We start from the raw sequence: 26,281 nt of genomic DNA on the forward strand, positions 1-26,281 counted from the left end.
CAGGCCGGGCAAGGGGAAAGCGGCGGATCGAGCTGAATCTCCACGACGTGGCAGAACAGGTTGGTCCGCCGCCTCGGGATGCATAGATCAGTCTAGAGGCTTGCAACGCGGCAAGCCAGCACCGCCGGCAAAGAAACACGGAGAAAAACGTGCCCCGCCTGAACCGCATCGTCGAGACTGCCCTCTATGTCGACGATCTCGACCGCGCCCGCGACTTCTACGAAGCGAAGCTCGGCCTCGCACCCCTGCTCAAGACCAAGACCCTTTTCGCCTATGACGTCGGTGGCGCGAGCGTGCTGCTGCTGTTCCTGCGCGGCGCATCGTTGCAGACCCAGCGTTTCGACCATGGAAGCATTCCGCCGCATGACGGCAGCGGCTCGCTGCACATCGCCTTTGCCGTCGATGCGGACGATCTGGCGGCCTGGGAGGCCAAGCTGGATCAGCTCGGCATCCCCGTCGAGGGCCGCATGCAGTGGGATCGCGGGAGCAGGAGCCTCTATTTCCGCGACCCGGATGGGCACATGCTCGAACTGGTCACGCCCGGCCTCTGGCGGACCTACTGAAGCCCCCTCAGGGCGTCACATAGGTCGCCCTGCCCTCGCCCCGCAGGACGGCGGCGAGCATGCCGGGCTCGGCGATCGAGAAGACCACGATGGTCAGGCTCGCATCGCGGGCAAGCGCGAAGGCCGCGGTATCCATCACCTTGAGATCCCGCTTGATCGCATCCTCATGCGTGAGCGTGTCGTAGCGGGTGGCAGTCGGATCCTCCTTCGGATCGGCGCTGTAGACGCCGTCGACCTGCGTCGCCTTGAGCAGATGGCTGCAGCCGAGTTCGGCCGCGCGCAGCGCCGCTCCGGTATCGGTGGTAAAGTAGGGATTGCCGGTCCCGCCGCCGAGAATGACGACCTTGCCGTTGCTGAGATGGTCGAGCGCGCGCTTGCGGGCGTAGCTCTCGCAGAGCGACGGCATCGGCACGGCCGACATCGCACGGGCCGGCGCGCCCGCGGCTTCGATGGCGTGTTCCAGAGCCAGCGCATTCATGACTGTGCCGAGCATGCCGATCGAATCGGCGGTCGTCCGGTCGAGCCCCTTGTTGAGGCCCTGCACGCCGCGGAAGAAATTGCCGCCGCCGACGACGATGCCGATCTCGACGCCTTCGCGCGAGGCATGGGCGATGTCGGCGGCCAGCGCGGTCAGGGTGCCGCCGTCGAGCCCGTTTCCGACAGGCCCCGCAAGAGCTTCGCCGGAGAGCTTCACGAGAACGCGTTGGGGTCTCATCGATGTCTCTCCGTCCGTGTTGCGGCCCGCCTCGAATCGGAGCGGGCCTGTCTTCCTACAAAAAAGGCCGCGCGATGCGCGGCCTTTCTGTCATTCATCCGCGGAATTGTCAGCCCGTGGTGCCGCCGGCGGCAGCGACCTCGGCCGCAAAATCCTGCTCTTCCTTCTCGATGCCCTCGCCGAGCGCGAAGCGCGCGAAGCCGGTGAGCTTGACCGGAGCGCCGACCTTGCCCTCGATCTCCTTGAGGATCTGCGAGACCGACTTCGAGCCGTCATGGATATAGGCCTGCTCCAGCAGGCAGTATTCCTTGGCGTAGCTCTTCAGGCCGCTCTCGGTGATCTTGGCAAGGACATGCTCGGGCTTGCCCGCGTTCTTCTCGGCCAGGATCGCCTTCTCGCGCTCCAGGACGTCCGGGGCGACCGAAGCAAGGTCGAGCGCGACGGGGTTGGTCGCAGCGACGTGCATGGCGAGCTGGCGGCCGAGCGCAGCGAGCTCATCGGCCTTGCCGGTCGACTCGAGCGCGACGATGACGCCGATCTTGCCGAGGCCGTCGGCGATCGCGCCATGGACATAGGAGCCGATCACGCCCGAGGAGACCTTGAGCGAGGAAACGCGGCGCAAGGTCATGTTCTCGCCGATGGTGGCGATGGCGTTGGCGATGGCGTCCTGGACCGAGCCGCCGCCCGGATAGTGATGGCCGAGCAGCGCATCGACATCGCCGCCACGCTCCAGCGCGACATCGGCGATGGTCTTGGCGAGCGCCTGGAATTCAGGGTTGCGCGCGACGAAGTCGGTCTCGGAGTTGACCTCGACGACGACGCCCTCGTTGCCCTGCACCGCGACGGCGACGAGGCCCTCGGCGGCGACGCGGCCGGCCTTCTTGGCGGCCTTCGACAGGCCCTTGGCACGCAGCCAGTCGACGGCGGCTTCCATGTTGCCGTCGGTCGCCGAAAGGGCGGTCTTGCAGTCCATCATGCCCGCGCCGGTCTTGTCGCGGAGTTCCTTCACCATCGCGGCGGTGATCGCTGCCATCTGTCTTGTCCTTGCTGTCGGTGCGGCGCAGGCCCCAAGGGCCGGCCGCGGATCGGATTTAAGCGGACGCCTGCATGGGGAAACGCCGACGCTCCGTTTCCGGCCGTCGGCGCGTCCTCTCAACTTCTAAAAGCCGGCGTCAAATCGAAAGCCTGATTGCGACGCGCCGATGACGCGCCGCCATCATGCAGTCTGTATCAGGCGTCTGCGAGTTCGCGAGCCTGGGCGACCCAGCCCTCGCGCTCGATCTTGCCGCCGAGCTTCAGGTCGTGGTCGACCTTGGTCACGTCGGCCGGCGACATCGCCGCAATCTGCCAGAAGTGGTAGATGCCGCCGTCGTTCAGCTTCTGGACCGCGTCGGGGCCCATGCCCGAGAGCTTGGTCAGATCGTCCGGAGCGCCGCGCGGGGTGGTCAGCGTCTCGAAGACCTGGCCTTCGGCAGCCACCGGCTCCAGAACCTCCTCGACGACCGGCGCCTCGGCGGCGCCGACATCGATGCCCTGGTCGCCCGAGGCGCGGCCGATGCCGTCGATCGCCGAACGGGCGATCAGGTCGCAATAGAACTGGATGGCGCGGCCGGCGTCGTCATTGGCCGGAACCGGGAAGGTGATGCCGTCCGGATCCGAGTTCGAGTCGACGATAGCGGCAACCGGGATGCCGAGGCGCTGGGCCTCCTTGATCGCGAGTGCTTCCTTGTTGGTGTCGATCACGAAGATCATGTCCGGCGTGCCGCCCATGTCCTTGATGCCGCCGAGAGCCTTCTCGAGCTTGTCGCGCTCACGCGACAGCATCAGGCGCTCCTTCTTGGTCAGGCCGGAGCCGCCGCCGTTGAGCAGCTCGTCGACCTTGCGCAGGCGCTGGATCGAGGCCGAGATGGTCTTCCAGTTGGTCAGCATGCCGCCGAGCCAGCGGGAGTTGACGTAATACTGGGCCGAACGCTTGGCCGCATCGGCGATGGCGTCCTGCGCCTGGCGCTTGGTGCCGACGAAGAGGACGCGGCCGCCGCGGGCGACGGTGTCCGAGACCGCCTGCAGGGCACGATGCAGCATCGGCACCGACTGCGACAGGTCGAGGATGTGGATGTTGTTGCGGACGCCGAAGATGTACGGGGACATCTTGGGGTTCCAGCGGTGGGACTGGTGGCCGAAATGGGCACCGGCCTCGAGGAGCTGGCGCATGGAGAAATCAGGCAGAGCCATGGTGTTCTAGTCCTTCCGGTTGAGCCTCTGGAGCGCGAATGAACAAGGCATGAGCTGCCGCGTCACCGGAACGCCTCGTAGGTAAAGAGGCGATACGCTCCATGTGGGATGGCTTGCGCCTTACTAGGGATGGCGCCGCATTGCAAGCCGGAGCGGCCAAGAAAATCCGGCTCGGCTCGTGGCACCCCCGCGCGAGAACACGCGCGGGACGCTTCGTCGATCACTCCGATGCGGGCGGGAAACCCGCCCCTCGCCGCTACGGCAGCTTGGCGCCCACCTGCTTCACGAGATCGCCGATCTGCTTGCAATAGGCGGCGGGCGTGCCGCCCTGCGCCTTGGCGATCACCTCGAGATTTTGCTCCATTCCCATGACCGAGATCGAGCCCTTGCGGCCGGCGGCCTCCGCCGCATCGCCGCCGCTGGCATCGGCCGGGGCGGGAATGAGCGCGATCAGCTTCTTCTGCGCATCCACGGCGGAAGCGTCGGTATGGCCCTTTTCGGCGCAATAGCCGAGAATGCCGAGCTGGTTGCGAGCGGCCTGATAGGCGAGCTTCAACTGGTCTGCCTGCGTCTGGGCAAAGGACGGAACGGCGGACGCCAGAACAGCGACGGCCGACGCGGCGATCAACGACTTATAAAAGTTCATGCTGGATATCCTCGGGCTATTATGATCCCAAGCATGCAACCATGCTCGCCCCCATCCGCATTCTGACTAGCCCTTGCATGCCTGCTCCTCAACCCAGGACGATGCAGGCCCGGCAGGACGTGGACAGCGGTCGTTCCCGGCGCGCAAAGACGCCTGTCGCGCCCGCTCCGCCGCGGCGAGACGGGCCGGCGCGAGCATGATTCTCGACCTCAGGACGATCTTCGTCACCGGCGCGCTGACCTGCTTCATCATCGGTCTGATGCAGCTGATGACCTTCGCGACGGGGCGCTTCACCCGCAGCCCGATATGGTGGGGAACAAGCAGCCTGTGCATCGGGGCGGGCCTCCTCGCCGCAGCGTTCCGCGACGTTATTCCGGACCTGATCTCGATCGAATTCGCGAATACGGCGATGCTGGCCGGCTGCCTGCTGCTGCTGTTCGGCATCCGCCACTTCGGCGGGCGCGAATTGCACTGGTTCGGCCTCGGAGTCGTCCTGCTTGCAGTCTGGATCCTGCTCTCGCTCTCGCCGGGTGAGCAGGGCTATGCGACGCGGGTCATGATCGTTGCGGTCGTGATGGCCCTCTGCGACGCCGCGATCGTGAGGGAAGCCATTCGCCTCGGATTGGAGGAGCGGCTGCGCTCGGCATGGCTGCTCGCGGCGCTGTTTGCCCCGACAGTCGTGATCTATGTCGGCCGCATGGGGCTGGCGGCGTTCGATCGCGTCGGCACGACGCTTCTCCCACGCGATGCCGGAGCGAATGCCTGGCTCGCGGCGACCGGCGTCGCCTTCATCATCCTGCGCGGGCAGGCCTTGCTCCTGCTCGCAGCCGAACGCTCAAACCGCATGCTGGCGACACTCGCCCGGCGCGACCCGCTGACCGGCGCGATGAACCGCTCCGGGCTCGAGCAATGGCTCGACCAGCAGGTCCGGGGCGGCCAACGGGGCGAAATGCGGGTCTCCATCCTTCTCGTGGACATCGACCACTTCAAGACCCTGAACGACACGCGCGGTCACGCGGCTGGCGACGAGATCCTGCGGGTCTTCGCGCATGCCGTACAGGGGCAGTTGCGCGGCGGCGACATCCTTGCCCGGCAGGGCGGCGACGAGTTCGCGGTCGTGCTCCCCGGCGTCGGTGTGCGCGAGGCCGTCCGCGTGGCCGAGCGCATTCGCGGTGTCTTCAAGGATGCGCTTGCCGAATTCCATGATCTGGCGGGCCCGCCGACGCTCAGCATCGGCGTCGCCGAAAGCGATCTGCGCTCCCGGGGCCTTGATCAGTTGCTGGCGGAGGCCGACGAAGCACTCTACCGGGCCAAGCGCCTCGGCCGCGATCGCGTTCAGGCGCAGCTCAGGCCGCTTGAGGCCTGAGCGCCCGAACGCGACAGTCTCACCCCTGTTCGGGATCTCGAAAGGGATGGAACACCCGCAACCGGTGGCCGTCCGGGTCCTGCGCGGTGAAGGTGCGGCCGAAATCGAGGTCCGTCGGCTCCTGCAGGATGGCGATGCCGCGTTCGCGCCAATCCGAACAGGCTGCATCGACAGCCTCGGGACTCGGGACCACCATGGCGATCTCGGCCGCTCCGCCGGATCCGGTCGTTGCCGGCTCGACCGTATGGCGCGACCACAGGCCGAGTTTCGTTCCCGAGGGAAGCGCGAACATCGCGAAGGTCGGCGACTGTTCGAGCGGCTCGCTGCCGAGCAATTCCCCATAGAAGCGGGCGCTCGCTGCAGGGCTATCGACATGAAGCAGGATGAAGTGGGCGTCGAACATGATGGCCTCCCAAGGTTTCGAGATAGCGGAAGACTAGAATCGGATGCTGCCAATTTCCGGCAGCGTCGATCACACCGATGCGGCAATTCCCTCCTTCTCGCGCCAGATCTTGAGCAGCGCCTGCCGGCGATGCGGATAGCGGTTCTCCTGCGTCTCGAACCGCGTGAGCCTGTCCGTTCGAAAATGCCGGAAATCCTGCCTCAGCTCGCACCAGGCGACGAGCACGCGGACATGATCGAAGAAAGAGAGTGCGATCGGCCAGACCACGCGCTCGCTGACACGGCCCTTCTCGTCGCTATAGCCGATCGCGGCCTTGCGCCCGGCGCGGATGGCCTGACGGATCGCAGCGAGATCGATCTCGGGCGCATCGACGGCCTTTCGCCCAGGGCCAAGGATCAACGCCGCCTCCTCGACGCGACCGGCCATATCGACCGGCAGAACGGCGACGATCTTGGCCATGGCGTCGCGCGCCGCCAGCGCCAGCGCGCCGTCCGCGCGATCCGCCACCCAGCGCGAGCCGAGCACCAGCGCTTCGATCTCCTCTTCGCTGAACATCAGCGGAGGCAGCATGAAGCCCGGCTTCAGCACATAGCCGAGCCCGGGTTCGCCTTCGATCGGCGCCCCCTGCCCCTGCAAGGTGACGATGTCGCGATAGAGCGTGCGGATGCTGACACCGAGCTCGGCGGCAAGTTTGCGCCCCGAAACCGGGCGGCGGTGTCGGCGCAGCACCTGGACAAGGTCGAGCAGGCGTTGCGCGCGCGACACCGGCCTGAACCTCAGCCCGGCAGATCGCTGGCCTTGATCCGCGTCACGTCGAGCTCTGCCATCTCTGCCCAAGCTTTGGCGAGCGAGCCTTCGAGATCGATGGCGCGGCAGGCATCTTCGACGACATAGGTGTCGAAGCCGGCTCGCGCCGCATCTTGCGCCGTCCAGCTCACGCAGAAATCGGTCGCCAGGCCCGCCACGACGGCCCGCAGGATGCCGCGCTCGCGAAGATAGCCGGTCAGGCCCGTCGGCGTCCGGCGATCCGCCTCGACGAAACCCGAATAGCTGTCGATCTCGCGGCGAAAACCCTTGCGGATGACGGTCTGAGCCCGAGCCAGATCGAGATCGGCGCGGAATTCGGCCCCCTTCGTGCCCTGTACGCAGTGATCCGGCCAGAGCACCTGCGGGCCATAGGACATCTGGACCGTATCGAACGGCTTCTTCCCCTGATGGCTCGACGCGAAAGACGAATGGCCGGGCGGATGCCAATCCTGCGTCAAAACGATGTTGGAGAAGCGCTTTGCCAGCGCGTTGATGACCGGGACGACTTCATCGCCCCTGGCGACGGCGAGGCTGCCGCCGGGGCAGAAATCGTTCTGGACGTCGACGACGATGAGGACGGTCCGCTCGTCGATCACGGGTTGCTCCTGTGCCTTGCTGGCGCGCGACGCCGCCGCCGCGGTCAGGATCGTCGCTCCCGCGATCAACCCGCGCCTGTCGATCCCGCCCCGATCCGTCATGGCCCGCCTCCCACAGACATTAACCTGCGCCAGCGGCACGCCCGCGGCAAGGCGGCAACCGTGCCCGCGATGAACGCCTAACGCAGTTCGACGCTGACGACGCCCGGCGCGGCGCGCACCGCATTGGCGATCTGCTGGTTGATCGGGAATTTGCCGGGCAGCTCGATCTCGACCTCCTGCGCGCCTTCGTCGAGGATCATGACAATTGAGACCTTGCCTTCAGCCCGCACGGCTTCGCGCGGGCGGATGCGCTCGGCGATGGAAGCGACTGCTTTCTCGTCGCGCAGATAGATCAGCAAATCCTGCTTCTGCCGCGAGGCGAGGTCATCAAGCACCTCGACGTCCTCGATGCGCGGGCGCACCTCCTCGCCATCGAGCACGGCGGAGAGGCGCAGCACCAGCGCCCTGCCCGGCTCGAGCAGGTCGCGGAAGCGCATCAGCCCTTCCGAAAACAGCACCGCCTCGAACTGGCCGCTTGGATCGGACAGGTTGACGATGCCCATCTTCGAGCCCGATTTGGTGCGGCGTTCCGACTTGTCGATGACCGAGACCGCGACCTTGCCGACGCCCGTGCCGTTGGCGCGCACCGTCTGGGCGAAATCGGTGTAGCGCTGCACGCGCAGCCGCTTCAGCACATGCTCGTAGTCGTCGAGCGGGTGGCCAGAGAGGAAGAAGCCGACGGCCTCGTGTTCGCGCTTGAGTTTCTCGGCTGGCGCCCAGGGCTCGACCTGCGGAATGCGGAAGGCTTCCTGGACCACCCCGCCGCCCAGGAGATCGAACTGGCCGGCAGCCGCCTCGTCACGAATACGGTTCGAAAGCGCCAGCATCCCGTCGATCGCCGCCATGGCGCGGGCGCGATCCTCTTCGAGCTCGTCGAGCGCGCCGGCCGCGATCAGCGCTTCGAGCGTACGGCGGTTGACAAGCTTTGTGTCGATGCGGCGCGCGAGATCGGCGAGATCGCGGAAGGGACCACCTGCCGCCCGCGCCGTCACCACCGATTCCACCGCCGACCGTCCGACGCCTTTGATGGCGCCGAGCGCGTAGAAGATCTTGCCCTCGGCCACATCGAACTCGACGCCTGAGTGGTTGATCGCGGGACGCTCGACCTTGATTCCCAGACGCTCCGCATCGCGCCGGAATTCCGAGAGTTTGTCGGTGTTGCCCATGTCGAGCGTCATCGACGCGGCGAGGAATTCGACCGGGTAATTCGCCTTGAGAAAAGCGGTCTGGAAGGCGACCACCGCATAGGCCGCCGCGTGGCTCTTGTTGAAGCCATAGTCGGCGAATTTGGCGAGCAGATCGAAGATCTCGGAAGCGGTATCCTTCTTGATGCCGCCCTCGATGGCGCCCTTCACGAAACGGTCGCGCTGGGCGTCCATCTCGGCCTTGATCTTCTTGCCCATGGCGCGGCGCAGCAGGTCGGCTTCGCCGAGCGAGTAGCCCGAGAGCGCCTGCGCCACCTGCATCACCTGTTCCTGGTAGACGATGATGCCGTGGGTTTCGCGCAGATAGGGCTCCATCCCCGGATGGAGATAGGTCGGATCCTCCAGCCCGAGCTTGCGGCGGCAATAGGTCGGGATGTTGTCCATCGGACCTGGCCGGTACAGCGCCACCAGCGCGATCAGGTCCTCGATGCGGTCGGCCTTCATCTCGACCAGCGCCTTGCGCATGCCGACCGATTCCACCTGGAACACGCCGACCGTCTCGCCGCGCGCGAGCATGGCGTAGGTCGTCGGATCGTCGAAGGGCAACTGCGCGAGGTCGATATGGATATCGCGCTGGGCGATGAGCTTCACCGCCGTCGTCAGCGTCGTCAGCGTCTTCAGGCCGAGGAAGTCGAACTTCACCAGCCCGGCCTGCTCGACCCATTTCATGTTGAACTGGGTGACGCGCATTGCGGTGCGCGGATCGACCGAGAGCGCGACGAGTTGCTCCAGCGGCCGGTCGCCGATCACCACGCCTGCGGCGTGGGTCGAAGCATGGCGGTGAAGCCCTTCCAGCTTCTGGCCAATTTCGAGCAGCCGTGCGACGATCGGCTCCTCCTCAGCCGCCTGCTGCAGCTTCGGCTCGCCCTCGATCGCATCCTTCAGCGAAATCGGCTTGGCCGGGTTCTGCGGCACCAGCTTGGTCAGCTTGTCGACCTGGCCGTAGGGCATCTCCAGCACGCGGCCAACGTCGCGCAGCACGCCGCGCGCCAGCAGCGTGCCGAAGGTGATGATCTGCGCGACGCGCTCCTGCCCGTAATGGTGCTTGACGTATTCGATCACCTCTTCACGCCGGTTCTGGCAGAAGTCGATGTCGAAGTCCGGCATCGAGACGCGATCCGGGTTGAGGAAGCGCTCGAACAGCAGGCCGAAGCGCAGCGGATCGACGTCGGTGATGGTCAGCGCATAGGCGACGAGCGAGCCCGCGCCCGAACCGCGGCCGGGCCCGACCGGGATGTCCTGGTTCTTCGCCCATTTGATGAAGTCCGAGACGATCAGGAAGTAGCCCGGGAACTTCATCCGGGTGATGATCGAGAGCTCGAAATCGAGCCGCTTGTCGTAATCCTCGACGCTGAAGCCCTCGGCCGGTCCGTGCTTGGCCAGCCGCGCGGCAAGGCCGGCGCGGGCCTGTTCCTGCAGCTCCTCCGCCTCGTCACGCCCTTCCTCGCCGAAGCGCGGCAGGATCGGCTTGCGGGTCGTGACACGCCAGTGGCAGCGCATCGCGATCTCGACCGTGCTCGCCAGCGCCTCCGGCAGATCGGCGAAACGCTTCTGCATCTCGGCGCGCGAAGCGAAATAATGCTCGGGCGAGACGCGCCGGCGCGTGCCGTCCGAAACGAGCCGCCCTTCCGCCACCGCCAGCAGCGCATCATGCGCGTCGAAATCGGCAGGCTTGGCGAAGAAGGGCTCGTTGGTCGCGACGATCGGCAGATCGGCATCATAGGCAAGGCGCAGGAGATGAGCCTCCAGCCCCGCCTCCCCGTCGCCGCCATGGCGCTGGATCTCGACATAGAGCCGGTCGCCATAGATCTCGGCGAGCGTGGCGAGACGGGCCGTCGCCTGCGGGAGCTGGCCGCTGCGCAACGCCGTATCGATCGGCCCGCCATGGCCGCCGGTGAGGGCGATGAGTCCGGTATTGAAGGCGGAGAGCCGTGCGACCGTCGTCACCGGCTGACCTGCCCCGCCGGTTGCCAGAGCGGCCTCGCTGACGAGCTTCATCAGGTTGCCATAGCCGGCCTCGTCCATGGCAAGCAGCACGATATGCGGCAGGCGCTGCGGCTGAACCGGCTTGCGGCTCCCGTCGCCGTCATCGGCAAAATCGACCGAAAGCTGCACGCCGACGATAGGCTGCAAGCCGGCGCCCGCCAGCTTCTCCGAGAATTCGAGCGCGCCGAAGAGATTGTCGCTGTCGGTGAGAGCCAGCGCCGGCTGTCCATCGGCGGCCGCGAGCTTCGAGAGCGTCGCGACGGTCATCGCGCCTTCGAGCAGCGAATAGCTCGAATGGACATGAAGATGGACGAAGCCGATGTCCGAGAGGATGCGCGCCTCGCCAGCTTCCCGACCCATGTCCTTCTCCCATCGTCGCCGCCGCGCGACTCGTCTTGTCCGTTCCCCTTATGAAACCTCGGCGCAGCCGGCGTCGAGGATTCCTTCGCGGTGCTGTGGATGGCTCCTGCCGCGATCAGACATGCGGGCCGGAGAAGATCGCGGCCCAGAGCCAGATCATGCCGAGGAAGACGCCGAGCGAGGCGATCTCGGCAAGGCCGGCGGCGAATTTACGCGCTGCAGTCATGAGAACCTCCGTTGTTCTTGATGAGTTCATTCTAGTTCATGTTTTGTTCTCGTCAATTGAGGTGATCGGCCTCGGACGCTCTGGTCGCCGAGGCGGTTAACGGCTGCCTAACGGCAATGTGGACCGGTTAAGATCTGGAGAGCGCGGCAACCGCGTCGTCATTCCGGACAAGCCACTTCCGGCAGCGCCGATCCGGCACCCATCGTAAGGCTCCGCGCTCAGCGATGGATTTCGGGTCAAGCCGGGGAATGACGATGCGCTTCCGCATCGTCTCCTTCGTTGGACGCGCGAGCCTGCCATCTCCCAGGAAGACGGCGGCGCCTTCAATCCAGCGGTACGACGAGCCCGTCGCGGATCGTGACCTGCCGGTCCATCTGGCTCGCCAGCTGCAGGTTATGCGTCGCGATCAGCGCCGCGAGCCCCGAAGCCCGGGCCAGCGCCATCAGCGTGCCGAACACATGCTGCGAGGTATGCGGATCGAGATTGCCGGTCGGCTCGTCGGCCAGCAGCAGACGCGGCCCGTTGGCGACGGCGCGGCCTATGGCGACGCGCTGCTGCTCGCCTCCCGAGAGCTCTCCCGGCAGATGATCCAGCCGCTCACCGAGGCCCAGGAAGGTCAGAAGCTCCGATGCCCGCTCCTCCGCCTCATCGCGCGGCAGGCCGCGGATGCGCTGCGGCAGGACGACGTTCTCCAGCGCAGTGAACTCCGGCAGGAGATGGTGGAATTGATAGACGAAGCCGATCTCGGTGCGGCGCAGGCGCGTGCGCCCGGCATCGTCGAGCTTGGTCGTGGCGAGCCCGCCGACGAAGACCTCGCCGGCATCGGGCTTCTCCAGCAGGCCGGCGACATGCAGCAGCGTCGACTTTCCGGTGCCGCTCGGCGCGACCAGCGCGACGACCTCGCCCGGCCAGAGCGCGAAATCGGCCCGGCGCAGCACTTCGAGCGGCGCGTCGCTCTGCGGATAGAAGCGTTCGACCTGCGAGAGGAAGAGCGCGGGCATTTCTTGCGCCATCGGCTCAGCCCATCCTCAGCGCTTCGACCGGATCGAGGCGCGCCGCCTTCCAGGCCGGATAGAGCGTCGCCAGCAGCGACAGCGTCAGCGCCATCAACACGACGCTCACCACCTCCCGCCAGTCGATGACCGAGGGGATGTCGCTGAGGAAGCGCACCGTCGGGTCCCAGAGATTGGCGCCGGTGATCCAATTCAGCGCCGCCATGATCGACTTGATGTTGTTGGCGAAGAGCACGCCGAGGATGAGACCGGCGACCGTGCCGATGACGCCGATCGCCGCGCCGGTGATCAGGAAGACGCGCAGCACCGTACCGCGCGTCGCCCCCATCGTCCGCATGATCGCGATGTCGGCGGTCTTGTCCTTCACCAGCATGATCAGGCCGGAGACGATGTTCAGCGCCGCCACCAGCACGATCAGCGTCAGGATGATGAACATCACGTTCCGCTCGACTTCGAGCGCGTTGAAGAAGCTGCGATTCCTCTGGCGCCAGTCCGAAAGCACGAGCGGGCGCGGCGCATCGGCCTCGATCGCATCGCGAACGGACTGGGTCCGGTCGGGATTGTCGACGAATATCTCGATGACGTTCACGTCGCCGTCGCGGTTGAAATAGGCTTGGCTCTCGACCAGCGGCATGTAGACGAAGGTGCTGTCGAACTCGGTCATGCCGATCTCGAAGATCGCCTTGACCGGATAAGCCTTGATGCGCGGCGCCGTGCCGAAAGGCGTCGAGGCCCCCTGCGGCGAGACCAGCGTCATCGTATCGCCGACCTGGATGCCCAGCGCATTGGCGAGGCGCCGGCCGATCGCGACGCCCGGCGTCCCGCTGTCGAAGCCGTCGAGCGTGCCCGACTTGATATTGCCGCCGATGAAGGGGATCGCCTTGATGTCGACCTCGCGTACGCCGCGGACCAGTACGCCGTTATTGCCGGTCTGCGAGGAGGCCAGTGCCTGGCCTTCGACCAGCGGGATCGCAAGCTTGACGCCGGGGATCTTGGAGAGCTTCAGCGCGACGCTGTCGTAATCGTCGAGCGGCCGGTCGATCGGCGTGGCGAAGATATGCCCGTTCACGCCGACGATCTTCTCCAGCAGTTCCTTGCGGAAGCCGTTCATCACCGACATCACGATGATCAGCGTGGCGACGCCGAGCAGGATGCCGAGGAACGAGAATCCGGCGATGACCGAGACGAAGCCCTCGCGCCGGCGCGTGCGCAGATAGCGCCCGGCCAACAGCCATTCGAAGCCGGCGAAGGGCTTCGTTCCAGTCGGAATGGCGGCATTCTCGGCGACAGCGCTCATGAAGCGGCTCTGACCATGCGAGGACCTTTGGTGCGGCGCTCCGTCACGCCGTCCGGCCCTTGAAGCGGTCGAGCGCGGCTTCGAGCGAGACGAGCTCGCGCTCGCCGCCCGCGCGGCGCTTCAGCTCAACCTTGCCTTCGGCCAGGCCCTTCGGCCCGACGATGATCTGCCAGGGCACACCGATGAGGTCGGCAGTGGCGAATTTGGCGCCCGGCCGGTCGTCAGTATCGTCCAGCGCAGCATCGTAGCCCTTGGCGAGCAGGTGCTTGTAGATCTGCTCGGCCGCGCCGTCGGTCGCCGCGTCGCCGACCTTGAGGTTGATGACGGAAACATCGAAGGGCGCGATCTCGTCGGGCCAGACGATGCCGCCATCGTCATGCCCGGCTTCGATCAGCGCCGCGACGAGGCGGCTCGGGCCGATGCCGTAGGAGCCCATATGGACCGGCACCGGCTGGCCGTCCGGACCGGTCACGGTCGCGCCCATCGGGTCGGAATATTTGGTGCCGAAATAGAAGATGTGGCCGACCTCGATGCCGCGCGCCGAAAGACGCTTGCCTTCGGGGATCGCCTCGAAGGCCGGCTTGTCGTGCATCTCCTCGGTGGCGGCATAGAGGCTCGTCCACTTGTCGACGACGCCCTGCAGCCCGGAGACGCTGTCGAAGTCGGTGTCGGCCGCCGGCGTGTCGAATGTCAGATAGTCGCTATGGCAGAAGACCTCGCTCTCGCCGGTCGAGGCGAGCACGATGAACTCGTGCGAGAGATCGCCACCGATAGGGCCGGTATCGGCGCGCATCGGGATCGCCTTGAGGCCGAGCCGCGCGAAGGTGCGCAGATAGGCCGTGAACATGCGATTATAGGCGTGGCGGGCCGCGTCCTTGTCGATGTCGAAGGAGTAGGCGTCCTTCATCAGGAATTCGCGGCCGCGCATCACGCCGAAGCGCGGGCGCACCTCATCGCGGAACTTCCACTGGATGTGATAGAGATTGAGGGGCAAGTCCTTGTAGGACTTGACGTAACTCCGGAAGATGTCGGTGACCATTTCCTCATTGGTCGGGCCGTAGAGCATCTCGCGGTCATGGCGGTCCTTGATGCGCAGCATCTCCTTGCCATAGGCGTCGTAGCGCCCGCTCTCGCGCCAGAGATCGGCCGATTGGATGGTCGGCATCAGGATCTCGATGGCGCCCGAGCGATTCTGCTCCTCGCGGATCACCGCATTGATCTTGTTGAGCACCCGCAGGCCCAGCGGCAACCAGGAGTAGATGCCGGCCGACTGTTGGCGGATCATGCCGGCACGCAGCATCAGCCGGTGCGAGACGATCTCCGCCTCCTTGGGCGTATCGCGCAGGAGGGGCAGGAAATAGCGGGAGAGACGCATCGGAAAACCTGTCGGAGGGCGTCGCGCAAGAACTTGCACGACGAGTCGCTTCATCTGAGAGACACCATCGCTCTCGGCAAAATGCAAACCAAAATCAGCAGAAAGCCACGGAACGTGGCGAAGTTGTGTGCCCTTCGCCTCGATCTATTTGGCCGCCGGCCAAGAGTGCTGCTTCAGTTTTTGGCGAAGCGCGCCTTCAAAGCGGAAAGCACCGGCGCGGGCACGAAGGGCGAGACATCCCCGCCCATCGCCGCGATCTGGCGCACCAGTGTCGCAGTGATGTAGCGCACACCGGGCGACGCCGGCAGGAACACCGTCTGCACTTCGGGCGCCATCGTCCCGTTCATCCCCGCCATCTGCATCTCGTAGTCGAGATCGCTGCCGTCGCGCAGGCCGCGGATGATGAGCGAGGCCCCCGCGCGGCGTGCCGCATCGACGGCGAGATCGTCGAAGGTCACGACATCGAGCACAGCCCCCTTCGCCGCCAGCAGCGGCGTCGCGACAATGCGCACCAGTTCGGCGCGCTGCTCGACGGAGAGAAGCGGCGTCTTGCCGGGATGGACGCCGATGGCGACGACCAGCTTGTCGCAAAGCCCGGCCGCCGCGGCGATCACGTCGGCATGGCCGTTGGTCACGGGGTCGAAGGAGCCGGTGTAGAAAGCGATGCGTGCCATGATGCCAGCGTTAGCGGCTCACCCGCGGCGCGACAAGCCGCATCCCCGACCCCGGCCAGGCTCGGTCTGCCCCAAGGCAAGCCGATGCAACGTCAGGAAAACGGGACGATCGCAGTGAGCGCGGCGGCGCTGCAGAGGATGATGGACAGGCAGATCATCAGGGACGCCAGCGAGGAAACGTGGCGAGACGCGACATCGAACGGGTAGGCATGCATCGAAGACAGCCTCGCGAATCGGAAACGACTTCCGGTTCCGTTGGGTGAAGGCGAGTGCGGGCCGTCCCGTGGCAAGATTGTGACGAAACAGTGACGTCAGGCCCGATATTCCGGCCGTGCATTGCGTTTTCATGCGCAAACCGCCTAAACCGGCGGCCATGCTGACGATCAACGACATCACCTATCGCCTCGGCGAGCGCCTGCTGCTCGACCATACCGGCGCCGCGATCCCGGACGGCGCACGTGTCGGCTTCGTCGGTCGCAACGGCACCGGCAAGACCACCCTGTTCAAGATCATCACCGGCGATCTCGGCACCGAGAGCGGCAATATCAGCCTGCCGAAGGGCCGGCGCATCGGCGGCGTGGCGCAAGAGGCGCCCGGCGGCCCGGAATCGCTGATCGAGGTCGTGCTCGCCGCCGACACCGAACGCACCGCGTTGATGCAGGAAGCCGAGACCGCGACCGACCCGCACCGCATCGCCGAGATCGGAACACGGCTCGCCGATATCGACGCCCATTCCGCCCCGGCACGCGCCGCGATGGTGCTGCACGGCCTCGGCTTCAACGAGGAGGCGCAGCAGCGCCCCTGCTCCGACTTCTCGGGCGGCTGGCGCATGCGTGTCGCGCTCGCGGCCGTGCTGTTCTCGGAACCCGACCTGCTGCTGCTCGACGAGCCGACCAACTATCTCGATCTTGAAGGCACGCTCTGGCTCTACGATTATCTGGAGCGCTATCCGCATACGGTGCTGGTCATCAGCCACGATCGCGAATTGCTCGACACCAGCGTCGACCACATCCTGCATCTCGACCAGGGCAAACTCTCGTTCTACCGCGGCGGCTATTCCTCCTTCGAGAAGCAGCGCGCCGAGAAGCAGATGCAGCTCGCCCGCGCGAAGGAGAAGCAGGACGCCGAGCGCAAGCATCTCCAGGCCTTCGTCGATCGCTTCAAGGCCAAGGCCACGAAGGCGCGCCAGGCGCAGTCGCGCGTGAAGCGGCTGGAGAAGATGGAGACCATCGCCGCGATCGTCGACCGTGACGTCCAGCCCTTCGTCTTCCCGGGCCCGGAGAAGCCGCTCTCGCCGCCGATGATCGTGCTCGACGACGCCAGCGCCGGCTATGGCGAGCGCAAGGTGCTGTCACGGCTCAAGCTCAACCTCGCCCCGGACGACCGGATCGCCCTGCTCGGCTCCAACGGCAATGGCAAATCAACCTTCTGCAAGCTGATCGGCGGAAGGCTCGCCCCGCTCTCCGGCGAGATGAAGAAGTCGAGCAAGCTCGAAACCGCTTATTTCGCCCAGCACCAGCTCGACGAGCTGCGGCTGGAGGACACGCCCGTCGGCCATCTGCGCGACCTGATGCCGGATGCACCGGAGGCCAAGGTCCGCTCCAAGGCGGCGCAGATCGGCTTTCCCGCGTCCAAGGCGGATACGCCGGTGAAGCTGCTCTCGGGTGGCGAGAAGGCCCGATTGATGCTCGGGCTCGCCACCTTCCACGGCCCGCATCTGCTGATCCTCGACGAGCCGACGAACCATCTCGACATCGACAGCCGCACCGCGCTGATGACCGCGATCAACGACTATCCCGGCGCCGTCATTCTCGTCAGCCACGACCGCTTCCTGATCGAGGCCTGTGCCGACCGGCTCTGGCTGGTCGCGAACGGCACGGTGAAGAACTTCGACGGCGACATGGAGGACTACCGTGCCTTCGTGCTCGACAGCGCCAAGGCCGAACGGCGCGGCAAGCCCGCCGCTGAAGCGGGAGCCGCCAAGCCGAAGACGGACGAGCGCAAGGAGGCCGCCACGAAGCGGGCGGCGCAGGGGCCGCTCAGGCAAAAGCTCAACCTTGCGGAAGCGCGCATCGCCAAGCTGACCGGGCTGATCGAGAAGGTCGACGCGGCTCTCGCCAACGGCGCCTTCTCCCGCGAGCCGGAGAAGGCGCTGCAGATCTCGCGCCAGCGCGCTGAGCTGGCGGAGGCGCTGACCGCCGCCGAGGAGGAATGGCTGCTGCTCGGCGAGGAGTTGGAGAGCGCGTAAGGCACGGCCGAAGCGCTATCCGGATCAGGGATCGGGCCCGTCTGCCGCGCGCCCGCCGGTTCTGCTGGTGAATGCGCGGCGCCCTGCTCAGGACGGCGTTTGCCTCTCTGAAACGACTGTGAGGGCATGCTCGACGCGTTGTCTGGAGATGCGGTGTGGAAACCTCTCTTTACCTGCCCGTCAAGCGCTTCCTCGAGGGCTTGGGCTATTCCGTCAAAGGAGAGATCGGACATTGCGATCTCGTCGGGCTTCGGGATGATGATCCGGCTGTCGTGGTGATCGGCGAGCTGAAGCTGACGTTCAATCTGGAGCTCATTCTGCAGGGCGTGGAGCGAATGAGCCTTGGCGATGAAATCTGGCTGGCGGCCCAGCTCTCAGCCAAGGGCAAGGGCCGCGAGAGCGATCCGAGATATCGCAATCTCTGCCGGCGCCTCGGATTCGGTCTGCTGGGCGTCTCCATGTCCGGCCATGTCGATATCCTGGTCTCTCCGACCGCACCTACGCCGCGGAGGGATCCCCGCCGGCGCTCGAGATTGGTGGAGGAGCACAAGCGGCGCCGGGGTGACCCCGTCGCCGGCGGAGGCACGCGCAAGCCCATCATGACAGCCTATCGCCAGCAGGCGCTCGCCTGTGCCGCAGCGATGGCATCGGCGCCGCAACGCCCGCGCGATCTCAAGCCATCGCTCCCCGATGCCCAGAAGATCCTGCGCCGGAACGTCTATGGCTGGTTCGAACGCTCCGCCCGCGGCGTCTACGCGCTGACCGAGACAGGTCGCAGCGCATTGGCGACATGGCAGCCGGAGCACGCCTCAGATCGAGAAAGCAGCCAGACATCTGCCTGAGTCCCGAACCGACCTTCGGTTTCCGCCACGCGACATCCGCTTTGGAAGTCCGAGAAAACGCTGTGTCCAACGCAACGGCGGGGCCACTGGGTGTTCTTTACGGCTCGCGGCGCGACAGCATGCGTCAAAAAGGCGGCGAAGCCCGAAGCTCCGGCCGAACATGCGAATATGTGCCGTTCACCCCTGCCCCGGCTTGACGATCCGGCTCAAGCGGTTGTCGGTGAACATGTAGATCTCGCGGCCGCCGGGCTCTGCGTAGAGCACCTGCACCTCGCGCTGGCCCTTGCCGCTCTCGCCGATCAGCACGTCGGTCGGCCGCGCGCCCTTGAGCTTGACCAGCTCGCACTCGGTGATGCCGGGAGCGATCTCGCTCGGCAGCGGGCGCGTCGAGGGATCGAGCGACGCACCAACGCTGCAATCGCCCTCAGGCGTGAGCACTGGCTCCTGCGTCGAGACGCCGGCGCTGGCACTGCTCGTCCTGGTCGTGGTGATGCCGCCCTTGGTTTCGGACTGGAAGGCGAAGCCGCCCATATCGACCGAACAGCCGGCAAGGGCCGCGGTGCAGAACAACAGAACAGGCAGTCTCACGCTTTCTTCTCCCAACGGCCGGCATCGTCCTGCTGCCAGTAGCTGGCGGCATGGCCCGAGGCCCTGGCCTTTTTCCAATCCTCGCGGGCGGCAGCAAGTGCCTCGGGATCGTCTCCATCGAATATCAGGACGACGCGCTCGTAGTCCTGCATTGCGTCGGGAATGCGAACTCCGTCGGCGCAGATCCGGACCTGAGCGGCGTTCGGATTGTGGCCCTCGGTCGTGATGACCACCGGGTTCTGCGCGGCGTCCGCCTCCATCGCCGTGACATGCGGCAGGAAGCTCTCATCCGCATAGGCCCACAGGTGATCGTCGATCACGCTCAGGCGCTCCTGGCTCGAGACCTCGACGACGACCTTCTGGCCGCGCGACAGCGCCCGGTCGAGAATCGTCGGCAGGACCTGCTCCAGCGGGCGGGACTGCAGATGGAAGAACAGGATCTCGGCCATCGAAACCCTTTTGTCCTAAACCATTGCCGTTCGTACCGCAGAGATCGCTTTAGCTCTCGTAATGATCGGCCACCAGCCGGTCGAGCAGGCGCACGCCCCAGCCGGGGCCCCAGGAGCGGTTGATCTCGCTGTCTTTGGCGCCCATGCCGGTGCCGGCAATGTCGAGATGCGCCCAGGGCGTGTCGTTGACATGACGCTGCAGGAACTGCGCGGCGGTGATCGAGCCGGCATAGCGCCCGGCCGAGTTCTTCATGTCGGCGAACTTCGAATCGATCATCTTGTCATAGGCCTTGCCGAGCGGCATGCGCCAGACCGTCTCGCCCGTCGCGACGCCGGCAGCCGTCAGTCGATGCGCCAGCTCGTCGCTGTTGGTGAAGAGGCCGGCATTCTCCTGAGCCAGCGCCACCAGGATCGCGCCGGTCAGAGTCGCAAGATTGATCATGAAGCGCGGCTTGAAGCGCTCCTGCGTGTACCAGAGCACATCGGCGAGAACGAGCCGCCCTTCGGCATCCGTGTTGATGATCTCGATGGTCTGGCCCGACAGCGAGGTGACGATGTCGCCGGGGCGCTGAGCGTTCCCATCCGGCATGTTCTCGACCAGTCCGATGACGCCGATCGCATTGATTTTGGCCTTGCGGGCGGCAAGCGCGTGCATCAGTCCGACGACGCAGGCGGCGCCGGCCATGTCGCCCTTCATATCCTCCATGCCGGCTCCCGGCTTCAGCGAGATGCCGCCGGTATCGAAGGTCACACCCTTGCCGACGAAGGCGACGGGTTGCTCGTCCTTGCCGGCGCCGTTCCAGCGCATGATGGCGACGCGGCTCTCGCGCCGCGAGCCCTGGCCCACGCCGAGCAACGCGCGCATGCCGATCTTCTTCAGATCCTTCTCGTCGAGGATCTCGATCTCGACGTCGAGCTTCTTCAGCTTGGCGGCCCTATCGGCGAATTCCTCCGGATAAAGAACGTTCGGCGGCTCGTTGACGAGATCGCGCGCCAGCACGACGCCGGCGGCGACGGCATCGGCCGCTTTCAGTGCCTTCTTCAGGCCGGCAGGATCGTCCGAGCGCAACGTCACCGCGATCGGCCCGGCCTCATCCTTGTCCTTGCTCTTCGTCTTGTAGCGATCGAAGGCATAGCTGCGCAGCTTCAGGCCCAGCGCCAGTTCGGCGCCATGCTCGGCCGCGATCGGTCCCGTCGGCAGCGCCAGGATGATGTCCGCAGTGCGCCCCGCACCGAGCCGGCCGGCGATGGCGCCACCGAGCTTGACGAAATCAAGCTCGTCAATCTTGTCCGCATCCCCGATCCCGACGACGATCAGACGCTCGTACGAGGCCGCCTCGGGAGCGGGCAAGGTCAGCCCGGCATAGGCCTTGCCCTTGTAGCGCTCGGCCGCGGCGGCTCGCGCCAGCAGCCCCTGCGCAGAGCGCCCCGCCGCATTCTCGGCCGCAGACGGCAATACGAGCCGGTCCGAAACCAGGATCACGAGATCCTGCCCTTCGGCGGCATTCAGGGCTTTGACCTCGAGCTTCAGGCGCTGGGACATGATCCGCTCACAATCTTGCGACAAGTGCCGGGGAAGGACACAGGGTTGGCCGGCGAAAAACGATTCCCGTTTGCGCCGCGAACGCGCCTATACCATATGGGGTGTCCGACGAACCACCTCGGGAATCTTCGGTTCTCGACTGCCGGAAGCGCTGCGTGCTGTTCAACCGCCTCGACCGATACATCCTGAAGATCGCGGCGGGTGCGGCGATCGTACTGCTGTTGGGGCTTACGGGGGTCATCTGGGTCACGCAGGCCCTGCGCGAGGTCGATCTCATCACCGGCAAGGGCCAGACGGTCCTGATCTTCCTGACCGTCACGTTGCTGTCGCTGCCGGCGCTGATCGCGGGCATCGCGCCGGTCGCGCTGTTCATGTCGACACTCTACACCCTCAACAAGCTCAACGGCGATTCCGAGCTGATCGTGATGAACGCGGCCGGCGTGGCGCCGCACCGGATCGTCCGGCCCTTCTTCGCGCTGACCGCCATCACCGCGGTCGTTGTGGCGTGGATGACGATCTCGGTGATGCCGGCGAGCTTCCGCATGCTGCGCGATCTCATCACGCTGATCCGCGCCGATTTCGTTGCCAACGTCGTGAAGGAGGGGCAGTTCGTCTCGCTCGATTCCGGCGTGACCTTCCACTACCGCGAGAAGGCCGGCGACTCGCTGGTCGGCATCTTCATGCAGGATCGTCGCGACCCGGCGCAGCCATCGATCTATCTTGCCGAACGCGGACGAACGGTAGAAGCGGAAGGCCAGAGCTTCCTGATGCTCGAGAAGGGCACCATCCAGCGCGAGGCCAAAAACACCACCACGACCTCGATCATCTCGTTCGAGCGGTACGCGCTCAACCTCTCCGCACTGACGGGCGATTCGAGCGGCGGCCCCGGCGAAGGCGACGGCGACAAGGTGGTCTACAAGCCGCGCGAACGTTCGACCTGGCAGCTCATCAACCAGGACCCGAACGAGAGCTACTACAAGATTCAGGAAGGTCGCTTCCGCGCCGAGCTGCACAACCGCCTGTCGGCACCGCTCTACCCCTTCGCCTTCATGCTGATCGCCTTCGCGGCGATCGGCGAAGCGCGGACCACCCGCCAGGGCCGGGCTCTGGCAATCCAGGCCGCAATCATGATCGTCGGCGCAACCCGCATCGCCGCCTATGCGGCCTGGACGGCGAGCGTCCGCTCGCCCTTCGCCGCTGCCCTGCTCTACATCCTGCCAATCACGGCCATCACGCTGGCCCTCGCCCTCATCTTCTACGGTGAGCGCCTGCGCCCCGTCGTGGCGCGGTTCACTGCCCCTCTGACCATGCCGCTCGCCAATCTTGCGGCCCGTTTCCGGCGCGCCTGATGCTCCTATTCTCGACCTTCGGGCGCTATCTGACCAAGCGCTTCGCCCGCGCGATCCTCAGCGTCTTCAGCACCTTCTTCTTCCTCATCGGCACGCTCGATTTCGTCGAGCTGATGCGCCGGGCCGGCGATTCCCCGATCGCGACGACCCCGCGGATCGTGCAGCTCGCACTCTTCCGGGCACYGGCGGTGGCCGAACAGATCTTCCCCTTCGCCGCACTCTTCGGCGGCATGTTCGCGCTGCTGACGCTAAGCCGTAAGCTGGAACTGGTGGTCGCGCGCTCGGTCGGCGTTTCCGCCTGGCAGTTCCTTCAGCCCGCCGCAGCCGTCGCAGGCGTCATCGGCCTGATCTCGATCATGGTCTACAACCCGCTCGCGGCTGATCTGAAACGCAAGGCCACCGCGCTCGAAACCCGGCTGTTCGTCCGCGCGAGCGGCAAGACGGGAGCCGCGCAAGATATCTGGTTGAGACAGCGCAGCGTCGATGGTCAGGCGATCATCCGCGCCGCCGGCGCCCTGCCAGACGAGGATGGCCTGTCTCAGGTGACGTTCTTCATGTTCAACCACGACGGATCCTTCAAGGAACGGGTCGATGCGAAGCAGGCTGTGTTGCGCCCGGGAAACTGGGAGCTCGCCGAGGCGCGCATCACCTCCGCCACGCAAGAGCCACAGAGTTTTCTAAGCTACATGGTCGCGACGACCCTGGAGCCGGAACAGATGCGACAGAGCTTCACTCCACCTGATGCGGTGGGGTTCTGGTCCATGCCCACAGTCATCGATCGTACCCAGCGTGCCGGCCTCGATACGACACCCTATGAGCTGCGATATCAAGCACTTATGGCGCGACCGCTGCTGCTCATCGCCATGGTGCTGGTAGCCGCATCGGTTTCCTTAAGATTTTTCCGCTTTGGTGGCGTGACTAAGTTGGTGATAGGTGGCGTCGCGGCCGGGTTCGTGCTCTATGTTGCGACGCAGCTGTCGGAGGAACTCGGATCGTCGGGAATCGTCAATCCGATCGTCGCGGCGTGGTTGCCCGCAGCATTGGGGACGATGCTGGGCACCCTTGCCCTTCTCCATCAGGAAGACGGGTGAATCGTACTGTGCCTATGGTTAATTTTGGGTTTAACGGATGGTTTCGGGCGTGACTCGCGCGGCTCGCTTTGCTGCGGCGACTGCTCTCGCCTCCAGCTTGGCCTACCTGCTGGCCGGGCCGGCCTATGCCCAGAATCGGGCGGCCGGTTCTAAGCCTGCGCCCGCCGCTGCCGCCGCCAAGCCGCAGGAGCGGATGGTCGTCGATGCGCGCGAACTCGTCTACGACAACGACAAGAAGACGGTCGCAGCCGTCGGCGACGTCCAGATTCTCTATCAGGGTCGGACGATCGAAGCCGATCGGGTCATCTACGACCAGGCCAACAAGCGGGTCACTGCCATCGGCAACGCCCGCATCACCGAGACCAACGGCACGGTCATCACCGGCGACAGGTTCAACCTGACCGATGATTTCCGCGACGGCTTCATCGATTCCCTGCGGGTCGTGAACCCGGACCGCACGCGTTTCTCTGCTCCGCGCGCAGAGCGGACCGACGGCGAAACGTTCATTTTCGACAAGGGCATCTACACCGCCTGCGAGCCCTGCAAGGACAACCCCGAGAAGCCGCCACTCTGGCAGGTTCGCGCGGCCCGGATCATCCACAAGAAATCCGAGCAAACGATCTACTACGAGGACGCCCGGCTGGAATTCGCCGGCATCCCGATGGCCTACCTGCCGTACATGTCGGGCCCGGATTCGACGGTGAAGCGGAAATCCGGTTTCCTCTCGCCGCGATTCATCAACACCTCGGCGCTGGGTTTCGGTGTCGGCCTGCCGTATTTCCTCAATCTGGCGCCGAATTACGACCTGACGCTGACCCCGACCTTCCTCACCCGTCAGGGCGTGCTCGGGCAGGCCGAGTGGCGTCATCGCCTGGTCAACGGCTCCTATACCATCCGCGCGTCGGGCATCTTTCAGCAAGACCAGGAGGCCTTCCTCGCCAGCCCCCTCGGCCCGCGTGACAAGGAATTCCGCGGCTCGGTCGAGACGAATGGCAAGTTCTACATCAATCAGAACTGGTCGTTCGGCTGGAACGCCGCGATGTCGACGGACCGCTGGTTCTACAGGAACTACCGGATCAAGAACGAGGCCTTCAGCACCACGACCTATCTGCAGGAATCGATCTCGACAGCCTATCTGAACGGCCAGAGCGCGACCGCCTGGTTCGACCTGCGCGGCTACTATTTCCAGCCGCTGAACTACCAGGACTGGCAGAAGCAGCAGCCGATGGTGCTGCCTGTGCTGGACTACGACAAGCGCGTCCACAAGCCGTCCTTCCTCGGTGGCGAGTTGGAGTTCACCGTCAACGTCACCAGCCTGCATCGCGACACCGCCGCATTCACGGAATTGCCGCAGCAGAAGACATACCTGATCACGACGCCGAGCTACTCGCTCTATGATGGCTGCGCRGTCTACCAGAAGAGCACCTGCCTGGTGCGCGGCCTCGCCGGCAATGTCTCGCGCGCGACGGCCGAGGTTTCCTGGCGGCGCAACTTCATCGATCCGCTCGGACAGATGTGGACGCCCTACGCTTCGGTTCGCGCGGATGTCTTCTCGGTCAACCCCGACACCAGCAGCGTCATCAATTCGCGCGTCTCGACGATCGCCGACACCTCCGACGAGGTCTTCGGCCGGGTGATGCCGGCCATCGGCCTCATGTATCGCTACCCCTTCGTCGCCAAGACCGACTGGGGCACCCATATCATCGAGCCGGTCGCCCAGATCGTGGGGCGCCCGAACGAGACGCACAGCGTGCGCCTCGCCAACGAGGATGCTCAAAGCCTCGTCTTCGATGCCACGAACCTGTTCGAATGGAGCGGCAAATTCTCCGGCTATGACCGCGTCGAAGGGGGCACCCGCGCCAATGTCGGCGCGCTCTATACCGGCCRGTTCGGCAAGGAAGCCTTTGCCAACCTCCTTCTCGGTCAGTCGTTCCAGCTCGGCGGACGCAACTCCTTTGCCACCGGCGACCTCGTCAATACCGGCCTCAACTCCGGCCTCGACACGAACAGCTCTGACATCGTCACCCGTGCGCAGCTTTCGCCGCTCAAGGGCTTATTCCTGACCGGGGCCGCGCGCCTGAACTCGACGACCTTCGAAGCGCAGCGGATCGACGCCGCCGCGACCTATGCGAACAGCGTTATCACAGCCTCGGTCGGCTACGGCCGCTACGAGCCGCAGCCCGAGCTCGGCATCTCGCGCCGGCGAGAAGGCCTGTCGCTCAACGGCTCGCTGCGTGTTGCCGACAACTGGCGGCTGCGGGCCGGCGTGCTGTTCGATCTCGACAAGTACAAATACGACCGCGAACGCTATCGCGATGCCTATGTCGCCTATCTCGCGGCACCTGCGGTCACCGCGGTCCCCGTCTATCCCAACACGGGACCGTTCCAGACTGCCTCGACCTCGTTTGGCGTCAACTATACCGACGAGTGCACGATTTTCGACATCAGCTATTCGCAAAGCAATGCCGACCGCCAGTCGGGCGCGACCAAGGATACCCGCACGGTCATGTTCCGTCTCGAGCTGCGCACGTTGGGCGAACTTGCCTACTCGCAGAATCTTGGCGGCAGCGCCTCATCGGCTGACGGCGTCAGTCAGTGACGATAT

At 65.5% G+C, this 26,281-nt stretch carries 22 protein-coding genes; 7 read left to right on the top strand and 15 right to left on the bottom strand.

Translation table 11 applies throughout. The features are described 5' to 3' along the window. Positions 1-149: 149 nt before the first annotated feature. Positions 150-563 carry a VOC family protein gene (locus AC1DDA_RS08945; RefSeq protein ID WP_476795492.1) on the top strand — a complete coding sequence of 138 codons (414 nt, stop codon included), beginning with the start codon at positions 150-152 and terminating at the stop codon, positions 561-563. A gap of 7 nt (positions 564-570) precedes the next feature. Here AC1DDA_RS08945 and pyrH read toward each other — a convergent pair whose 3' ends face one another. From pyrH to AC1DDA_RS08965, 4 genes are all read right to left on the bottom strand, one after another. After that, positions 571-1,278: a UMP kinase gene (gene pyrH, locus AC1DDA_RS08950; RefSeq protein WP_441512626.1), complete on the bottom strand. Its 708-nt coding sequence runs from the start codon at positions 1,276-1,278 to the stop codon at positions 571-573. 109 nt (positions 1,279-1,387) lie between these two features. Then, on the bottom strand, positions 1,388-2,311 hold the full coding sequence (tsf, locus tag AC1DDA_RS08955) for a translation elongation factor Ts (RefSeq protein ID WP_476795493.1): 924 nt from the start codon (positions 2,309-2,311) through the stop codon (positions 1,388-1,390). A gap of 197 nt (positions 2,312-2,508) precedes the next feature. Next, positions 2,509-3,510 (bottom strand): 30S ribosomal protein S2, encoded by a 1,002-nt coding sequence (locus AC1DDA_RS08960; RefSeq protein WP_441512628.1) that lies wholly within the window; start codon positions 3,508-3,510, stop codon positions 2,509-2,511. A gap of 256 nt (positions 3,511-3,766) precedes the next feature. Beyond that, positions 3,767-4,156: a pore-forming ESAT-6 family protein gene (locus AC1DDA_RS08965; protein ID WP_476795494.1), complete on the bottom strand. Its 390-nt coding sequence runs from the start codon at positions 4,154-4,156 to the stop codon at positions 3,767-3,769. 196 nt (positions 4,157-4,352) lie between these two features. Here AC1DDA_RS08965 and AC1DDA_RS08970 point away from each other — a divergent pair, with 196 nt between their 5' ends. Beyond that, positions 4,353-5,522, top strand: coding sequence for a GGDEF domain-containing protein (locus tag AC1DDA_RS08970; RefSeq protein WP_441512630.1), 1,170 nt, complete (start codon positions 4,353-4,355; stop codon positions 5,520-5,522). Between the two features lie 19 nt (positions 5,523-5,541). Here AC1DDA_RS08970 and AC1DDA_RS08975 read toward each other — a convergent pair whose 3' ends face one another. The 8 genes from AC1DDA_RS08975 to coaD form a co-directional block, all read right to left on the bottom strand. After that, complete coding sequence (locus tag AC1DDA_RS08975) at positions 5,542-5,925, bottom strand: VOC family protein (protein WP_476795495.1); 384 nt, start codon at positions 5,923-5,925, stop codon at positions 5,542-5,544. A 69-nt stretch (positions 5,926-5,994) separates the two neighbouring features. Next, entirely contained in the window at positions 5,995-6,690 is a 696-nt protein-coding gene (locus tag AC1DDA_RS08980) for a helix-turn-helix transcriptional regulator (RefSeq protein ID WP_441512632.1), read from the bottom strand. 11 nt (positions 6,691-6,701) lie between these two features. Further along, positions 6,702-7,430, bottom strand: a complete 729-nt coding sequence (gene pncA, locus AC1DDA_RS08985; RefSeq protein WP_476795496.1) for a bifunctional nicotinamidase/pyrazinamidase — start codon at positions 7,428-7,430, stop codon at positions 6,702-6,704. A 77-nt stretch (positions 7,431-7,507) separates the two neighbouring features. Continuing rightward, positions 7,508-10,981 (bottom strand): DNA polymerase III subunit alpha, encoded by a 3,474-nt coding sequence (dnaE, locus tag AC1DDA_RS08990; RefSeq protein ID WP_476795497.1) that lies wholly within the window; start codon positions 10,979-10,981, stop codon positions 7,508-7,510. Positions 10,982-11,530: 549 nt separating this feature from the next. Beyond that, positions 11,531-12,220, bottom strand: coding sequence for an ABC transporter ATP-binding protein (locus AC1DDA_RS08995; RefSeq protein WP_441512635.1), 690 nt, complete (start codon positions 12,218-12,220; stop codon positions 11,531-11,533). Between the two features lie 4 nt (positions 12,221-12,224). Further along, a complete protein-coding gene (locus tag AC1DDA_RS09000; protein WP_441512636.1) occupies positions 12,225-13,517 on the bottom strand; it encodes a lipoprotein-releasing ABC transporter permease subunit in 1,293 nt (430 codons plus the stop codon). Between the two features lie 43 nt (positions 13,518-13,560). Continuing rightward, positions 13,561-14,892, bottom strand: a complete 1,332-nt coding sequence (gene proS, locus AC1DDA_RS09005; RefSeq protein WP_441512637.1) for a proline--tRNA ligase — start codon at positions 14,890-14,892, stop codon at positions 13,561-13,563. Between the two features lie 173 nt (positions 14,893-15,065). Next, positions 15,066-15,566, bottom strand: a complete 501-nt coding sequence (gene coaD, locus AC1DDA_RS09010; protein WP_441512638.1) for a pantetheine-phosphate adenylyltransferase — start codon at positions 15,564-15,566, stop codon at positions 15,066-15,068. A 373-nt stretch (positions 15,567-15,939) separates the two neighbouring features. On the opposite strand from coaD, the gene AC1DDA_RS09015 reads away from it, so the two are divergent. Both AC1DDA_RS09015 and AC1DDA_RS09020 read left to right on the top strand, forming a co-directional pair. Then, complete coding sequence (locus tag AC1DDA_RS09015) at positions 15,940-17,814, top strand: ABC-F family ATP-binding cassette domain-containing protein (protein WP_476795659.1); 1,875 nt, start codon at positions 15,940-15,942, stop codon at positions 17,812-17,814. Positions 17,815-17,969: 155 nt separating this feature from the next. Continuing rightward, a complete protein-coding gene (locus AC1DDA_RS09020) occupies positions 17,970-18,656 on the top strand; it encodes a DUF2161 domain-containing phosphodiesterase (RefSeq protein ID WP_476795498.1) in 687 nt (228 codons plus the stop codon). A gap of 177 nt (positions 18,657-18,833) precedes the next feature. Here the strand turns inward: AC1DDA_RS09020 and AC1DDA_RS09025 are convergent, their stop codons facing one another. Genes AC1DDA_RS09025 through AC1DDA_RS09035 form a run of 3 tightly spaced genes read right to left on the bottom strand, consistent with a single transcriptional unit; the run spans position 18,834 to position 21,236 of the window. Next, positions 18,834-19,244, bottom strand: a complete 411-nt coding sequence (locus tag AC1DDA_RS09025; protein ID WP_476795499.1) for a hypothetical protein — start codon at positions 19,242-19,244, stop codon at positions 18,834-18,836. Beyond that, the gene (locus AC1DDA_RS09030; RefSeq protein WP_441512641.1) at positions 19,241-19,693 is read right to left on the bottom strand and encodes a DNA polymerase III subunit chi; all 453 of its coding nucleotides are present in this window, start codon (positions 19,691-19,693) and stop codon (positions 19,241-19,243) included. Before AC1DDA_RS09030 ends, AC1DDA_RS09025 begins: the two co-directional genes overlap by 4 nt. 49 nt (positions 19,694-19,742) lie before the next feature. Next, positions 19,743-21,236 (bottom strand): leucyl aminopeptidase, encoded by a 1,494-nt coding sequence (locus tag AC1DDA_RS09035; RefSeq protein WP_476795500.1) that lies wholly within the window; start codon positions 21,234-21,236, stop codon positions 19,743-19,745. A 155-nt stretch (positions 21,237-21,391) separates the two neighbouring features. Between AC1DDA_RS09035 and lptF the strand changes: the two genes are divergently transcribed. Genes lptF through AC1DDA_RS09050 form a run of 3 tightly spaced genes read left to right on the top strand, consistent with a single transcriptional unit; the run spans position 21,392 to position 26,275 of the window. After that, positions 21,392-22,585 (top strand): LPS export ABC transporter permease LptF, encoded by a 1,194-nt coding sequence (gene lptF / locus AC1DDA_RS09040; protein ID WP_441512643.1) that lies wholly within the window; start codon positions 21,392-21,394, stop codon positions 22,583-22,585. Further along, positions 22,585-23,676: an LPS export ABC transporter permease LptG gene (gene lptG / locus AC1DDA_RS09045; protein ID WP_476795501.1), complete on the top strand. Its 1,092-nt coding sequence runs from the start codon at positions 22,585-22,587 to the stop codon at positions 23,674-23,676. Before lptF ends, lptG begins: the two co-directional genes overlap by 1 nt. 49 nt (positions 23,677-23,725) lie before the next feature. Further along, on the top strand, positions 23,726-26,275 hold the full coding sequence (locus AC1DDA_RS09050; protein ID WP_476795502.1) for an LPS-assembly protein LptD: 2,550 nt from the start codon (positions 23,726-23,728) through the stop codon (positions 26,273-26,275). Positions 26,276-26,281 lie beyond the last annotated feature (6 nt).

It is taken from the genome of Allobosea sp. 10N428, from assembly GCF_056394545.1.